Source organism: Enterococcus sp., from assembly GCF_032555305.1.
Taxonomy (GTDB): Bacteria; Bacillota; Bacilli; order Lactobacillales; family Enterococcaceae; genus Enterococcus_A.
The window spans coordinates 16,499-31,574 of record NZ_JAWGOQ010000015.1; the positions used below are offsets into that span (position 1 = coordinate 16,499).

Annotated in this window: 15 protein-coding genes; 12 read left to right on the top strand and 3 right to left on the bottom strand. The window is 37.4% G+C overall.

Annotation, left to right across the window (positions count from 1 at the left end):
• Positions 1-442 precede the first annotated feature (442 nt).
• The 9 genes from mltG (at position 443) to E6139_RS12130 (ending at position 8,779) form a co-directional block, all read left to right on the top strand.
• Entirely contained in the window at positions 443-1,585 is a 1,143-nt protein-coding gene (gene mltG / locus E6139_RS12090) for an endolytic transglycosylase MltG (RefSeq protein WP_316403401.1), read from the top strand.
• A 95-nt stretch (positions 1,586-1,680) separates the two neighbouring features.
• On the top strand, positions 1,681-2,160 hold the full coding sequence (greA, locus tag E6139_RS12095) for a transcription elongation factor GreA (protein ID WP_316403327.1): 480 nt from the start codon (positions 1,681-1,683) through the stop codon (positions 2,158-2,160).
• Positions 2,161-2,295: 135 nt separating this feature from the next.
• On the top strand, positions 2,296-3,018 hold the full coding sequence (liaF, locus tag E6139_RS12100; RefSeq protein ID WP_316403328.1) for a cell wall-active antibiotics response protein LiaF: 723 nt from the start codon (positions 2,296-2,298) through the stop codon (positions 3,016-3,018).
• Positions 3,015-4,115, top strand: a complete 1,101-nt coding sequence (locus E6139_RS12105; RefSeq protein ID WP_316403329.1) for a sensor histidine kinase — start codon at positions 3,015-3,017, stop codon at positions 4,113-4,115. Before liaF ends, E6139_RS12105 begins: the two co-directional genes overlap by 4 nt.
• A gap of 148 nt (positions 4,116-4,263) precedes the next feature.
• A complete protein-coding gene (locus tag E6139_RS12110; protein ID WP_316403330.1) occupies positions 4,264-4,896 on the top strand; it encodes a response regulator transcription factor in 633 nt (210 codons plus the stop codon).
• A gap of 86 nt (positions 4,897-4,982) precedes the next feature.
• A complete protein-coding gene (locus E6139_RS12115; RefSeq protein ID WP_316403331.1) occupies positions 4,983-5,648 on the top strand; it encodes a TrkA family potassium uptake protein in 666 nt (221 codons plus the stop codon).
• A gap of 12 nt (positions 5,649-5,660) precedes the next feature.
• Positions 5,661-5,960, top strand: a complete 300-nt coding sequence (locus tag E6139_RS12120) for an iron-sulfur cluster biosynthesis protein (RefSeq protein WP_316403332.1) — start codon at positions 5,661-5,663, stop codon at positions 5,958-5,960.
• 38 nt (positions 5,961-5,998) lie between these two features.
• A complete protein-coding gene (locus E6139_RS12125) occupies positions 5,999-7,831 on the top strand; it encodes a DUF6056 family protein (protein WP_316403333.1) in 1,833 nt (610 codons plus the stop codon).
• A gap of 15 nt (positions 7,832-7,846) precedes the next feature.
• A complete protein-coding gene (locus E6139_RS12130; protein WP_316403334.1) occupies positions 7,847-8,779 on the top strand; it encodes a glycosyltransferase family 2 protein in 933 nt (310 codons plus the stop codon).
• 12 nt (positions 8,780-8,791) lie between these two features.
• Here the strand turns inward: E6139_RS12130 and E6139_RS12135 are convergent, their stop codons facing one another.
• A complete protein-coding gene (locus E6139_RS12135) occupies positions 8,792-9,739 on the bottom strand; it encodes a phosphoglycerate dehydrogenase (protein ID WP_316403335.1) in 948 nt (315 codons plus the stop codon).
• A 91-nt stretch (positions 9,740-9,830) separates the two neighbouring features.
• Positions 9,831-10,646, bottom strand: a complete 816-nt coding sequence (locus E6139_RS12140; protein ID WP_316403336.1) for a DUF1189 domain-containing protein — start codon at positions 10,644-10,646, stop codon at positions 9,831-9,833.
• Positions 10,647-10,808: 162 nt separating this feature from the next.
• Here E6139_RS12140 and E6139_RS12145 point away from each other — a divergent pair, with 162 nt between their 5' ends.
• From E6139_RS12145 to E6139_RS12155, 3 genes are all read left to right on the top strand, one after another.
• Positions 10,809-11,276 (top strand): GtrA family protein, encoded by a 468-nt coding sequence (locus E6139_RS12145; RefSeq protein ID WP_316403337.1) that lies wholly within the window; start codon positions 10,809-10,811, stop codon positions 11,274-11,276.
• 72 nt (positions 11,277-11,348) lie between these two features.
• A complete protein-coding gene (locus E6139_RS12150; RefSeq protein WP_316403338.1) occupies positions 11,349-11,957 on the top strand; it encodes a superoxide dismutase in 609 nt (202 codons plus the stop codon).
• 248 nt (positions 11,958-12,205) lie between these two features.
• Complete coding sequence (locus E6139_RS12155) at positions 12,206-13,468, top strand: LCP family protein (protein WP_316403339.1); 1,263 nt, start codon at positions 12,206-12,208, stop codon at positions 13,466-13,468.
• A gap of 131 nt (positions 13,469-13,599) precedes the next feature.
• On the opposite strand, the gene E6139_RS12160 is transcribed toward E6139_RS12155, so the two are convergent.
• Entirely contained in the window at positions 13,600-14,940 is a 1,341-nt protein-coding gene (locus tag E6139_RS12160) for an ISL3 family transposase (protein ID WP_316403340.1), read from the bottom strand.
• Positions 14,941-15,076: the final 136 nt, after the last annotated feature.

Here is a 15,076-nt window from a genome sequence, read left to right on the forward strand (position 1 = left end):
TTCTAGCGATGATGACGATTTAGCTTCGTCTTATGAGCGCTTATTTGGCAACAGACAAAGTAAGAAAACATCAACGGTCTCTGAGCAGAAGTCTAAGCCAGTCGAAAAGAAAATAGAAAAGAAAGAACCACCAAAAGAAAAAAACATTTCAGATGATAAGGTTTCTAAATCAGAGGTTGAGTCACCAAAAGAAGCTAAGAATACAACTGTTGAAGAAAAGAAAGCTGTTAAAAAGAAAGAGCAAAAGTCTGAACCTTCAAAAGTACCAAATAAAAAAGCATCATCCCGTCATTCAGAATCTCATAAAACGGCAAAAGCTGCTGCTCCTGTTGCGAAGAAATCAACAGATCAAGTTGAAAAGCAGCCTAAAAGTGATGGAAATACTGAAGAAGAACCATCGATTTTCCATCGTCTAGGCGAAAAGTTTGATGAGCTTCGCAGTATGGATGATGAATTTGAAGGGGATTTAAGTGAGGAGAGCAACTTGAAACGAGCAGAACGTCGCAAAGAGGATCGAGTCGTCCGCAAAATCGTATATATATTGACGATTGGGATTTTGATCGTCGCCGGAATTTTAGCAATCTCAGGCTATAATTATGTCAGTGCTGGGTTAAAGCCATTAGATAAGAATGATAAAAAATTAGTACAGGTAGAAGTTCCAAGTGGATCTTCAAATCGTCAGATTGGCGATATATTGGAAGAAGGAGATGTCATTCGCGATGGGATGGTCTTCAACTTCTATACTAAATTTAAGAACCTGACGAATTTTCAAGCGGGTTATTATCAATTTTCACCCAACATGACGTTAGATCAAATCAGTAAAGAGTTACAACAGGGAGGCAGTGCTGAACCACTTGACGATGCATCCAAATTAACTGTTCCTGAAGGATACGATGTCGATAAGATTGCCAGCTTAGTTGCTAAAAAGACAGACTTCAAGAAAGAAGATTTCATCAAAGTAATGAAAGATGAAAAATTCTTTGATCAATTGAAAGCTCAGTATCCTGATCTGTTAACGGACGCAGGTAATGCCAAGGATGTGCGTTATCGCTTAGAAGGCTATTTATTCCCAGCAACCTATAATGTTCACAAGAATAGGAGTCTGGAAGATTTAGTGACACAGATGGTTGATACGATGAATCAAGTATTAACCCCTTATTATAGTCAGATCAAAGAAAAAGGGTTAACTGTTCAGGAAGTCATGACTTTAGCGTCATTAGTAGAAAAAGAAGGGGTAACTCAATCTGACCGCAAAAAAATCGCGCAAGTCTTCTTTAACCGGATTGAAGCGCAAATGCCGTTACAATCAGATATTTCAATTCTATATGCGTTAGGTGAGCATAAAGAGGTTGTCACGATCAAAGATACAGAGGTTGATTCGCCTTATAACTTGTACACGAATTCTGGTTATGGACCTGGACCATTCGATAATCCAAGTCAAGAAGCAATCTTGGCTGTACTTGATCCGACCAAGAATGAGAACTATTACTTTGTTGCAGATATCTCGACCGGAAAAGTTTATTATGCCAAAACTTATGAAGAGCATATGGAATTGGTTGAAAAATATGTCAATAAAGAGAAATAAACAATTTACATTACAGTAATTACGTGGTAATCTTTTGTGGATAAAATCTATAAAGGATTACCTTTCGTAATTTTGTTGATTGAAGGAGAAGAAAAATGGTAGAAAAAACATATCCAATGACTCTAGAGGGAAAAGAAAAGTTAGAGCAGGAATTAGAAGAATTAAAAACAGTAAAACGTGGAGAAATCATTGAAAGAATTAAAATTGCCCGCAGCTTTGGCGATTTATCTGAAAACTCTGAGTATGAATCTGCTAAAGATGAACAAGCCTTTGTTGAGGGACGTATTAGTACTTTAGAAAATATGATTCGTTTCGCGCAAATTATTGACAACGAAAATGTTGACTCAGATGAAATCTCAATCGGCAAGACTGTAACTTTTGTTGAACTGCCTGATGATGAAGAAGAAGAATATACGATCGTTGGGAAAGCTGAAGCAGATCCATTGACTGGTAAAATCTCAAATGATTCACCGATCGCACAAGCGCTGATTGGCAAAAGTGTTGGGGATGTTGTGACAATTGCAACACCAGGCGGAAACATGGAAGTCAAGATCGTTGATGTAAAACAAAACTAGAAGTAAACGTAAGAGGCGCTGGTCGCCTCTTTTATTTTAGGTTCTATTGACGGAGGTTGCGACTTTAGACCGATAGTATTTAGAACGTAAAGAAAGTAGAATAAGGTATAAATAAAAAGTTGGGAGGAAGACAAAATGAAAAGTCCGTGGCGCTTTTTCATTGTAATTGAAGCCTTGCTTGCAATTTTCTTATTATGGCAATTATCTTCAAATCCCTTTATGTTGATTATGCTTCTGTTTGGAGCATTGAATATCTATTGGGCTTTACGGAAACATCGTCGTAGCAAATTCCAATTGATCTTAGGCTCTGTGATTTTAATCATCTGTTTAGTGAATAGTCCTGCGACTTGGTTGATGTTGATTTTTGCTGTAATATTTCTTGGCCTTAAGGGGTTTGAAATTGCAGGCATCTCCATGCCGAATCGATCCTTAAAGAATAAGAAGAGCATCGTGATGGTGGAAACCACAGATCCGACGAGTCATAATGGCGAGCGGAAGAAACAAAGCTGGATTGGAAATGATCGAATCGGGACACAAGTTTTCGAGTGGGATGATATTAACGTAGCAGTTCTAGCTGGAGATACGATCGTTGACCTAGGAAATACATTACTGCCGAAAGAGGATAGTATAGTGATTGTTCGTAAGGGTTTTGGAAGGACACGTATATTAGTTCCTTATGGGATCGGTATTCTTTTCGAACATGCAACATTGTATGGGAAAGTTGATTTTGATGAGGACACACAGGTTCTTCGTAATGAAACAATCAAGATGTATAGTGAGGATTACGATGAAAGTCCTCGAAGATTAAAAATTGTGACCAATACATTGGTTGGAGATGTCGAGGTGATCCGCGTATGATGGGGAAATATTCTCGTTTACAAATTTCCCTTTATTCTGGGCTGATCTCCTTTTTATTGATTCTGACAACGTTATTTTTGTACATGTACGCAATTGGTAAAAAGCAGATGTTTGGGCAATTATTCGTAGCACGAATTTTTTATATTCCTTTATTTGTTCACATTATCGTCATTTCCTTGACTGTGAGTGCGGCAGTCTATTTTCTTGTGACGTTTTTAGAAAAACGTCAACTGGGAAAAATCGAAGGGAAACTACAGAACTTAGCTTCTGGTGATTACGATCAGCCTTCTTTAGATGTTGCCATCTCCCAAAATAAAGAGATGCTTCTGGTAGACCATGATATTAAACGGATCAAAGAAAAACTAGTCAGTATGTCACGGGAACTGCAGCAATTAAGTAATCAGCCGCAAATGGTGGATGGGACAACGAAAGAAAAGATTTTAGAAGAAGAAAGGCATCGTTTAGCCCGAGAATTGCACGATTCAGTTTCTCAACAGCTGTTTGCGGCAATGATGATGATGTCAGCCCTGAATGAGCAGTCTCAGCATTCGGAAGAGCTAGAGCCCTACAAAAAGCAATTGGCGATGGTAGCTGATATTATCAATGCGGCCCAATCAGAAATGCGGGCATTGCTTCTTCATTTGCGACCTATCAGTTTAGAAGGAAAGAGTCTGCGGCAAGGGATCGAGCAGCTGCTGAAAGAGCTGCAGACAAAGATTCAGATTCAGTTGAAATGGGATGTCCAAGATATCCAAGTTTCAGCTGGTATCGAAGACCAATTGTTCCGTGTGGTACAAGAATTACTCTCCAACACGCTGCGTCACGCGAAAGCGAATGAGTTGGAAGTCTATCTGAAAATTGTTGGCCAGAGCATCTTGCTGCGTGTCATCGATGATGGGGTCGGTTTTGAAGCTAAAGATGAACATGCCGGGAGCTATGGACTGCGAAATATTCGTGAACGAATCGCTGGGGTTGGCGGCTCAACTAAGATTATTAGTTTCAAGGGTCAAGGAACGAGTATTGAGATTAAAGTTCCGGTTGTTGAAGATGCCAATTCAAACATTGAAAGTTCATTAGCAGCGAATGGAAATGAATAATCGGGTTAGTAATTTAAAATTCTGTTGTCAGATATTGTCTGACAATGTCAATAGAAGCGAAATAAGGAAGTCAGTTCAAATAATAGTAGGATTGCATTATAGTTGAATGACAAAGGTCATACAAATCGAATATACAAGGAGGCAGAATATGATACGAGTGTTATTAGTGGATGATCACGAAATGGTTCGTTTAGGCGTTTCTTCTTATCTATCGATCCAAGCGGATGTAGAAGTCGTAGGCGAGGCGGAAAATGGCGAGGAAGGCTACGAGAAGGCAATGGATCTTCGGCCAGATGTAATTTTAATGGACTTAGTGATGGAAGTAATGGATGGAATTGAATCAACTAAGAAAATTTTGAAGGAATGGCCAGAGGCTAAAATCTTGATTGTAACCAGTTTTATCGATGATGAAAAGGTATACCCAGCAATCGAAGCAGGGGCATCTGGTTATTTGCTGAAAACATCGACTGCTCATGAGATCGCGAACGCTATTCGAAAAACGTTCAATGGAGAGCGCGTCCTAGAACCAGAAGTGACAACAAAGATGATGGAGCAATTATCAAATCGTAACCGTCATGTTCTGCATGAAGAATTGACGAATCGCGAACAGGAGATATTGCTATTGATCGCGCAAGGAATGAGTAATCAAGAAATTGCCGATGAGTTATTCATCACGTTGAAAACAGTAAAAACACATGTATCCAATATTTTGGCTAAGCTGGAGGTAGAAGATCGGACACAAGCAGCGATCTATGCCTTTAAACACGGGTTGATAAAATAGAGAGTTCATCTCTGTTTTATCAACCCGTTCTTTGCTATACTTAGAAAGTGAAATAAAAAATGACTAGTTTAGTGCGAGGAGATAATATGAAACAGAGTTTTGTGATCATTGGATTAGGTAGATTCGGTGGTAGTATGTGCCGGACACTGATTGAATCGGGACAAGAGGTTTTGGCGATCGACAGCAGCGAAGATCGTGTGAATGAATATATGAATATTGCCACTCATGCCGTAGTCGCAAATGCACAGGATGAGATGACTTTACGATCACTAGGAATCCGCAACTTTGATCATGTGATTGTGGCCATCGGTGAGGATATCCAAGCGAGTATTTTAGTGACTTTGATGGTCAAAGAAATGGGTGTGCCAAACATCTTAGCCAAAGCGCAAAATGAATACCATGCACGTGTATTAGAAAAGATCGGTGCTGACCGCGTTGTCCATCCTGAACGTGATATGGGACAACGGATAGCGCATAATCTAGTTTCAAAAAATATTCTGGATTATTTAGAGCTTTCAGATGAATTCTCTTTGGCAGAGATCAATGTAACCAATCGTAAATTTTATGGAAAAACACTGGATGAGCTAGATTTCCGCCAACGTTTTGGCTTGAATGTAGTAGCGATTCGCCGCGACAATCAAGATCCGATCGTTACTCCGCCAGCCGAAGAGGTCGTGCAAAAGGATGACCATTTAGTAGTAATCGGTCGTGATGAAGACGTAGATTATTTAGATGAAAAAATGAATGGATAGGTGGTTCAATAAATGAAGTTAACAATAACACCAAAAGCCCAAGAATGGTTCAAACGCGAACTTGAATTAGCAGAAGGACAAGGCATCAAGTTTTATGGCAAGGTCTATGGAAAAACACAGGTACACGATGGTTTTTCAGTAGGAATGTCGGTGGATATTCCAGAAAACCCATTGCTTGAAGAAAATGCTAATGGTATGATGTTCTTTGTTGAAGAAGCAGATGAATGGTTTTTTAAAGGATACGATTTGGTTGTAGATTATGATGCGGAACTAGATGAACCAAAATATGAGTTTACTATTAACTCGCTGTAGTTCAATATTTTCCTATATTAATATAGAGGAGTAAGAGAGTGAAAAAAAAGTTCAGTTTAAGTAGTAAATTTTTTTTTATGATGAGTGTTAGTATTGTTTTTCTTGTTATGCTGGTTCTAAATTTTTTAACCCCCTTAATTGCGGATGATTTAGAGTATTTATACAAGACACAAGATTTTTCAACCATTCTACAGAATGAATACACACAGTACATGACGTGGACTGGACGCTCAATAGTTCATATAATAGCTAGAATTTTTCTTTTAATGCCAAAATTTATATTTAATATATTTAACTCATTAGCTTTTGCCTATTTGACATTACTAATATTTTATATATCAAGGTGGACTCATAACAAGAAATATTCAATTGGTAAGTATTTATTGATAAGTGTTGCTTTATGGCTTTTCATACCAACTTTTGGTCAAGTTTTTTTATGGGAAACAGGATCAGCCAATTATTTATGGGGTAGTATTATTATGCTATCTATGATAGCAATTTATCATAAAGCATATTTGACACAATCAAATAGTTTTCTTGAGAGATATAGAGTAGTAGGGATTATATTAATGCTTTTATTTGGTGTCGTTTCTGGTTGGTGCAACGAGAATACATCAGGGGGGGCATTATTGATCGTAATTATGTATGTATTAGTTATGAAATTTAAAAATAATCACTTTAAACCTTGGATGACATCAGGGATAGTTGGAATGACGATTGGATTAATACTAATGGTTAGTGCGCCGGGTAATGCTATTCGATCAACGTATTTCGAAAGGGCTACTTGGTCTTTTTCAAAAAAATTAATCTTAGGTATTATACAAATTACTGAAAATTTAAAAGACCATGCTATTCTTTTTTTCATTTTATTAGGAATATTCATTATACTAGGTTTCTTAGTTCATAAAAATTCGATTAGGTCATTCATAGGTTTAGGATATGTCATTGCTGGTTTGGCAACAATTTATGTGCTATCTCTTTCTCCCTCTGGTCTTAATTGGGGAAGATCATTTTATGGAGGGGTTTTATATTTTATAATTGCTCTATTTATGAATTATCCCGATAATCTAAATATTGAAAAATCAGGAATAAAATATGCATATGTTGTTCTATCCGCGATTTTAATAATTCCTTTCGTATTTTCATTTATTTTGGGTATTGCTGATATAGGAAAGTCTTATATCTCAATAAATAAACGCTATGAATATTTGGAAAAGCAGAAAGAATCTGGGAACTTGAATCCACTTTTTGCCGATATTGATAGTTCTAATAATACTAATTATCCAGCCTATTCTAATATCCTGTCACATGTCGGTTTAGATACTGATAGTCAGATTAATCGCTCTACTGCAAGGTATTTCGGTCTGAAGTCAGTAAAAGCTATTTCCATAGCCGATTGGAATAATATCTATTTGAATGGTGATCCAAGTTTAATGAAAATCAGTAACTTGACTGAATATTTAAAAGTAATGGCTGAGAAGGACTATGTGGTGGCTTTAGTTGCTATAAATTATTCAGAGAGTATAAATAGTGAGGATTTCGCACAAGTTCAAAAATTGTTCCCGAATTTTCAAATATCAAATAATATGGAGATGACTTATTGTGGGGTATTAAACTCAAAAAATGATAAAGGGATTACAAAAAATAATTTCAGCTCATTGAGAACAACAATAAATAAGAAACTAATAAAACTAGAAAGTAGCTATACCCATTATGAGAATCAAAGATTTGCGTATGTGAAAATAGATGATTTACAATTATCTAGAAATATGGATGGCTTAAATTTTGTGGTTTTTGATAAGAATAGTGGTAAAGTATTAGATTCTGTGAATTTTAATCAATCTGAAAATCCAAAGGGAGCTTTTAGATAAAAAAGGAAGATCAAAATGTTATCAATTATTGTTCCTTGTTTTAATGAGGAGGAAGCTATTCCTCTTTTTTTTACAGAAATGGAAAAAGTAAAGGAAATCGTTTCTCTTGATTTCGAATATATCTTTATTAACGATGGGTCAAAAGATTTGACCCTACAAGTGCTAAGAGATTTAGCTTTTGAACATAGTTTTGTCCGATATATTTCTTTTTCTCGAAATTTTGGGAAAGAAGCGGCTTTATATGCAGGATTGCAAGCGTCAGAGGGAGAACTTGTGACTGTAATGGATGTTGATTTGCAAGATCCTCCAGAACTGTTACCACAAATGATCGAGATGATTGAGTCTTCAGATATTGATTGTGTCGGAACGCGTCGCGCGGATCGTAAGGGAGAACCGCCGATTCGCAGCTTTTTTGCGAAGAAATTTTATCAATTAATTAATAGAATTAGCGAGACAGAAATGGTTGATGGCGCGCGAGACTATCGTTTAATGACCAGACAAATGGTGGATGCAATTTTAGAATTAACCGAACATAACCGTTTTTCAAAAGGCTTGTTTAGTTGGGTTGGATTCAAGACAGAATATATTTCGTTCGAAAATCGTGAACGTGCAGCTGGAGAGACATCATGGTCTTTTTGGAAACTATTCAATTACTCAATTGATGGAATAGTCAATTTTTCGGATGCACCATTGAATATTGCTTCATTTGTAGGAGCTTTTTCCTGTCTAGTCGCTGTGATCGCAATGATTTTTATCATTGTGCGTGCTTTACTATTTGGTGATCCAACGGCGGGGTGGCCGTCTATGGTGACAATTGTCCTCTTTATAGGTGGGGTACAATTGTTGTGTATTGGTATTATTGGAAAGTATATTGGGAAGATATTTATGGAAACTAAGAAACGACCAGTCTATATTGTTAAGGAGACTGAAAAAAAGTTGGAGAAATAATCTCCAACTTTTTTAGTATCCGCGTTTCAACTCGACTTGATTAACTGACAACTCTTTATCCGCAACATAGCTCTTTAAGTTGGCTAAAAAGATTTTCATAAATTTATTTTGAAAATCAACTGTCATGCCTGAGATATGGGGTGTAATTAGAACGTTATCGAATTTCCATAATGGCTTTTCTTTTGGCAAGGGTTCTTCTTCGAATACATCCAGGGCAGCAAAGGCAATGCTTTTTTGCTCTAAAGCTAAGGTTAATTCTTTTGTATGAACGGTGTCACCACGACCGACGTTTATGAAGACGGCGGTCTTTTTCATTTTGTCGAAAATATCGCTATTGAAAATGTGATAGGTCGCGGGAGTTCCAGGTAAGATTCCTACTACAATGTCCATCTCAGGTACAATCTTCGCCATGTTTTTAATAGAATAGGTCTCAACAAACCCTTCAGCAGGATGGCCGGTAGTATTGATCCCATAAACATTTACTCCTAAGCTATGAATTGACTTGGAAAGCTGCTGCCCGATGTGTCCGGTACCCACCACTAATAAATTTTTGCCGGAAAGCTGATCGTAGTGAATTGAGTCTTGTGCCCAAGCTTCCTGTTCTTGTTTTTTTACTGCCTCATTCAATCCTCGATAATAGCCTAATAGGACACCGATAATATGTTCACTGATTGATAGTGCATGAATGCCACTGCCATTAGATAGTAGAATGTTTCGATCAGAAAAATCCTTTAACGGTAAATAGTCCACCCCTGCTGAAATCGACTGTACCCACTTCAAGTTATCAGATGCTAGTAATGATTCACCAAATTGTTTTGACCAGCCGACTGAGATTTCTACAACGGATAGGTCAGCATTCGTTAATTCTGTTTTAATTTGATACTCGGGAGCGATTGTGTGAATTTTATCTATAAATTCCTCACGAAAGGTTCTCTGTAAGTAAATAATTGGCTTTGTCATGGTTTGTACCTCACTTCAATTTGCATTTAGAATCTTCAATTTCATTTTAACAAAGCTTGCTAAAAAAAACTGCTTATTGACTCATAAGCAGTTAGTTGGTTGGTAATTCAATTTTTGGAAAATGATTGATGACTTGGAAAAAGATAAACAAACTGATAAGAGTTATGAGTATACTTGAGTCGAAATTTGGTTGAAATAGTAGCACGATAGTAGCTAAGATAGTTGGAATCGTTGCACAGAAAATAATTGTCTTGAAGCATTCAAAGAAAGTCACTCGCCGCAATCTAAGTTTTGCCACAATCATACCGGCAATACCTGCAAAGATCAAGGTGATAAATAAATTAATGAAGGAAGGGTAAATTCCTGCTAACAACATCACCAGCGGTGTCCAAACGGGCATTTCCAAATCTTCAAGACCAGTTCTTATGTTATCTCCAGTCATATTTTTTAATGGGGCTTGTTTGTATGAGAATTTCAGAACATTGTCACCGAACATTGCAGAACTAACACCACCATAATCCGGTAAGACTACGATAGCCTGATCTTTTAACAATCCAACACTGAAATAATTTCCGATCAAATCTTTCTCAACATCTTGCTGCGAACGTTTTCCCGCAGGATCAAAGGTCAAAATAATTGAATTAGTTTGATAGATGAAGCCTTTTTCTGGTTGATCTGTATGGATTTGACCATTTTCAATTGTGAAATCGGGAATTTTTTCAGCAATTTCCAAGCTATCAGCCTTTAGTTGATTCATTACCTGAAGCGCTTGATAGACACTCGGAATGGCTAAGAGCAGACTCAGTCCTAGCAGATAAACAATCGATTTCCAAAAAGGCGTATCCTTTGCTGATTTTAGATCCTCAAAGCGAAATAGGGATCCTTTGATTAATTGACGAAAAGTCATGTGATCGCTCCAATCTTTATATACAAGAGCCATTGTAGCGAAACAGGCTTGAAATAACAAGGCGAACTGTAAAAATGTAAAAAGAAAGCAAGAAAGAATTGACTATTTTTTCTGGGTTCGCTATCGTACTTAAAGAAGAGAAGAATAAGAAAGTGAGTAGTCATGAAAATCTATCAGGCATTTAAAAATTATTTAGAAGAAAAAAGATTGTGGGAAGTTTTTATTTATTTGTTTTTTGGTGGTCTTGCGACTGTTGTAAATATTGTTACCTATGCAATGGCTTTTCAATTATTTCATTTAAGCTGGCCTGTCTCTAACGCTATTTCGTGGATCTGTTCTGTTCTTTTTGCTTATGTTACGAATAAAGTTTGGGTTTTTCAATCAAAAACCGGAAATTTCAAAGAACTAGCTTGGGAATTCGGGAAATTTGTTTTTGCTCGTGTGGTATCATTTGGTATGGATATGATTTGTATGTATCTATTTATCGATATGTTGCACACTGGTAATCTAATAGCAAAAATAATTACTCAAGTCGTTGTCGTTATCGCCAATTATGTTTTCAGTAAAGTGTTTATTTTCAAAAAAGTTGAGATTATTGAGGATGAGAAAACGAATTCTTCTGCACAGTAGGCAGATGTTTTGAAGAAGTTTGCAATGTTTGTTACAGTTAAGATGTAAGATATTTTAAGGAGGAATTGAACTATGGCTTATACTTTACCAGATCTACCTTATGGCTACGACGCATTGGAGCCTTATATCGATGTTGAAACGATGCATTTGCATCATGACAAGCACCATAACACTTATGTAACTAATTTAAATGCTGCGATTGAAAAATATCCAGAATTAGCAGAGCAATCAGTTGAAGAACTTGTGACGAACTTAAATGAAGTTCCAGAAGACATTCGTACAGCAGTACGTAACAATGGTGGCGGGCATGCAAACCACAGCTTCTTCTGGAAAATTATGGCGCCAAATGCTGGCGGCGAACCAACAGGCGCAATTAAAGATGCAATCAATGAAGCGTTCGGCAGCTTTGAAAAAATGAAGGAAGAATTCAAAACTGCAGCAACAGGCCGTTTTGGTTCTGGCTGGGCATGGCTAGTAATGAATAATGGAAAATTAGAAATTACTTCAACTGCTAATCAAGATAGCCCATTAACGGATGGTAAAACACCAATCATCGGATTAGATGTTTGGGAACATGCTTACTACTTGAAATACAAAAATGTACGTCCTGACTACATTGCAGCTTTCTGGGATGTTGTAAATTGGGATCAAGCAAACGAAAATTTAGCAGCTGCTAAATAATCAAAATGATGAATTGGAAAGACTGGAGTATTCGGTCTTTCCAATTTTTTGTGGAATCATCTATTTAAATTTTTTCTCTTCCAAAATTCTTCATATTTTTATGGTATAACTCTAAGTCGAACGGTAAATTAATAATCATTATTTTATAAGTTTCCATTATATAAAACTAATTATTTTTTTGCTGCGGTTGAACAGACGGGCGATCTGTGAGAAAATAAAACGAAAAAATTCGTTGATAGAGGTGTGCTATGAGTCGGTGGAAAAAAGTTGTCATAGGATTGTTGATCCTATTGAATTTATTTATTGGTGGGATCACATACTACGCTGTCCAAGTGACAAATGATGCGAGTAAAATGATCAGCAATATCCGTCAAACCGTCAAGCGAACAAGCTTAAAACGTGAAAGCGGAGATAAACCGAACATCGACAATGCAGAGCCGTTCTCAATCCTTCTTGCTGGTATAGACACCGGTGATTTAGGTCGTTCCGATCAAGGACGCTCAGATAGTATGATGGTAGTGACAATTAATCCAAAACAAAAAAAATCAACGATTGTCAGTTTAGATCGAGATATTTTGACTAAAATCGTCGGTTATGGAACGAATGACAAATTAAATCACGCGTATGCTTTTGGTGGAGTAAAAATGTCTATGGATACAATTGAAACGTTATTAGATATTCCTCTGGATCATTATGTATCAATCAATATGCGTGGATTAAAAGATTTGATTGATGCCGTTGGTGGAATTGAAGTGAATAATAAAATTGACTTTACTTTAGATGGCATTCATGTAGAGAAAGGAAAACAGACTTTAGACGGCGAAAAAGGTCTAGCATATGCGCGTATGCGTTACGAAGATCCAGAAGGCGATGTTGGGCGGCAGAAACGGCAGCGAGAAGTGGTTACTAAGATTTTACGGAAAGCGATGTCCATTAATGGTGTCGGAAATTATCGGAAAATCTTAAAGGCAGTAGAGAAAAATATGAAGACGGATTTAGATTGGGACGATATGATGGATATTGGGACCAACTATCTATCCGCTTTTGATACGATCAAACAAAAACAATTAGTTGGTAAGAGTCAGATGATTGATGAGATTTATTACCAGATATTAGGGGTAAATGAATTGCTTGATATTCAAAATACATTGAAGAAGCAATTAGAAATACCGACAGATGAAACTTTATCGAATCTGAAGGAAACCGATGCGGATACTTTGTTCTATGATGATTCTGATGGCAAGGCAAGTGAGGATACCAGTCAATTTGCACCAGGCTACGATGATCCGAATAGTTATGATAATAACGGTGTTTACGGAGATTCGTCAAGTACAGATAGTGGTTATCAACAGAACGACGATACTGCACAAAATAATCAGGGATATAGCGATCCAAACCAATATGACCAAGGATATACAGATCCGAATCAAGGTTATGGCGGAGCGACAGATCCTAATGCAGGTGTGGGACAACAAAGCGATGTCTATGGACAACCAGCTGCAGGCTACTAAATTGAAAGGCGTGACCAAATTCTGGTCACGCCTTTTTCGCCTTTTCACAATCTATATAATATATTATTTGGGATCTTCGTCAACTAGTGTTGGTGAAGAAATTCAATAGAATAATCGAGATACTCACACGGCTAGGCAGCTCTCTTGTCTAGCCGTGTTGTTGTTCTGGTTTTAGTCAGTTGGGTGGTATTTTTGGTTTTCTTGAAATACTTCCCTCGATATAAAAAGATTCGTTCTCGGTAATTTTGAAAATTTCTAAAGCCATAGGCCATTCGTTTTAGTACTTTGATATGGTTGTTTAAACATTCAATAGGGCCGTTGGAATAAGGAACTCGCAACGCTCGTTTGATTTCTTTTCGGTATCTCTTGAAGGTCTTGAAGACTGGTTGGTAGTGTTCTGGCAACTCCTTGTAGTTTTCCTCTAGGAGCGCGGTGAATTCAGGAACATCTCGTCTTTTGATAGTGGACAGAAAATGCTGGTAGACTTCGTAGCCCCGCTTTAAGGAGTCATCATAAGATAATAATCGATCGACTATCTCTGCTTCTGTTAGATGATCACGAAAGGATGGACGCCAGTAGCGGTGTTGCCCCTTTAATTCCCACGCATTCTTTTGAAGCAGTTTCCAGTATTTCTTTAAGTGTTTTGACCGACTATCGCCTTTTTTAAAAGCCTTCATTACTTGAATTCGGTGAGTGGTAAAGGCTCGAGCAATGTGTTGACTGATATGAAAACGATCGGCGACGATTCGGGCGTTTGGAAAACAATCTTTCACTAATGTGCGATAGGGTGTATAGAAGTCCGAAACAACCAAGCGCACCTGTTCACGTACTTTTCTGGGGTAACGTAAGAAATAGTCTCGCAAATGTGGAAGTTGCCGATTCTCCACAATATCCAACAGTTGATGTGTTTTCCCATCCATCATGACAAAGCTCATGGCACCAGAGACGTTTTTCACCGATTTGAACTCATCAAAACACAATACTTCTGGTAGTGACTGGTTCAAGGAAACGGTTTTAGGACGAAGGGTGCGAAGCATCCGAATGACGGTTGTTGGAGAAACGTGCTTCATGCGCGCTATCAGCGACATGGAAAGGGGTTCGCTCAACAACTCGAGAACGGCTTGTTTGACTCTGCGAGCAATGGAACATCGACGATCACTGACCGAATCTTCCGCTAAGAAAGTTTTTGCACAATGTTTACACTTAAAGCGTTGTTTGTTTATTCGCAGAATAGCCTTGTAGTTACTGACGTCATTTAATAAGATAGAGACCTCCTTCCAGCCCCATTTAATGATGGTTTGATCATTTTCATGGTGGCAATGAAAGCAATCTTCTGGTCGATAGGTCAATGTGCCAACAAAAACAAAGCACGTCTCGCCATTGATTCGTTCTTTGCGAAAGGCATCTTCATGAAACGTAAGATTTAGGTCTAGAATATCTAGTAACTCTTTGGTAAACTCTGAATAAGACATCTTGAAACACTCCTTTGAATGGTTTTCGTCGACTTTATTCTAAAGGATTTCAAGGTGTCTGTTTGCGTTTATTAAAAAAGAAAAAAGTATTGGCAACAGAAGGTGTCACCAACACTAAATATTATAGAGCCATTAT

Excerpts from the sequence above, each read along its gene's own strand:
- E6139_RS12110 (WP_316403330.1), top strand. The coding sequence starts at position 4,264 with ATGATACGAGTGTTATTAGTGGATGATCACGAAATGGTTCGTTTAGGC.
- mltG (WP_316403401.1), top strand. The coding sequence starts at position 443 with ATGGATGATGAATTTGAAGGGGATTTAAGTGAGGAGAGCAACTTGAAA.
- E6139_RS12115 (WP_316403331.1), top strand. The coding sequence starts at position 4,983 with ATGAAACAGAGTTTTGTGATCATTGGATTAGGTAGATTCGGTGGTAGT.
- E6139_RS12150 (WP_316403338.1), top strand. The coding sequence starts at position 11,349 with ATGGCTTATACTTTACCAGATCTACCTTATGGCTACGACGCATTGGAG.
- greA (WP_316403327.1), top strand. The coding sequence starts at position 1,681 with ATGGTAGAAAAAACATATCCAATGACTCTAGAGGGAAAAGAAAAGTTA.
- E6139_RS12120 (WP_316403332.1), top strand. The coding sequence starts at position 5,661 with ATGAAGTTAACAATAACACCAAAAGCCCAAGAATGGTTCAAACGCGAA.
- E6139_RS12155 (WP_316403339.1), top strand. The coding sequence starts at position 12,206 with ATGAGTCGGTGGAAAAAAGTTGTCATAGGATTGTTGATCCTATTGAAT.
- E6139_RS12135 (WP_316403335.1), bottom strand. The coding sequence starts at position 9,739 with ATGACAAAGCCAATTATTTACTTACAGAGAACCTTTCGTGAGGAATTT.
- E6139_RS12105 (WP_316403329.1), top strand. The coding sequence starts at position 3,015 with ATGATGGGGAAATATTCTCGTTTACAAATTTCCCTTTATTCTGGGCTG.
- E6139_RS12145 (WP_316403337.1), top strand. The coding sequence starts at position 10,809 with ATGAAAATCTATCAGGCATTTAAAAATTATTTAGAAGAAAAAAGATTG.
- E6139_RS12140 (WP_316403336.1), bottom strand. The coding sequence starts at position 10,646 with ATGACTTTTCGTCAATTAATCAAAGGATCCCTATTTCGCTTTGAGGAT.
- E6139_RS12130 (WP_316403334.1), top strand. The coding sequence starts at position 7,847 with ATGTTATCAATTATTGTTCCTTGTTTTAATGAGGAGGAAGCTATTCCT.
- E6139_RS12160 (WP_316403340.1), bottom strand. The coding sequence starts at position 14,940 with ATGTCTTATTCAGAGTTTACCAAAGAGTTACTAGATATTCTAGACCTA.
- liaF (WP_316403328.1), top strand. The coding sequence starts at position 2,296 with ATGAAAAGTCCGTGGCGCTTTTTCATTGTAATTGAAGCCTTGCTTGCA.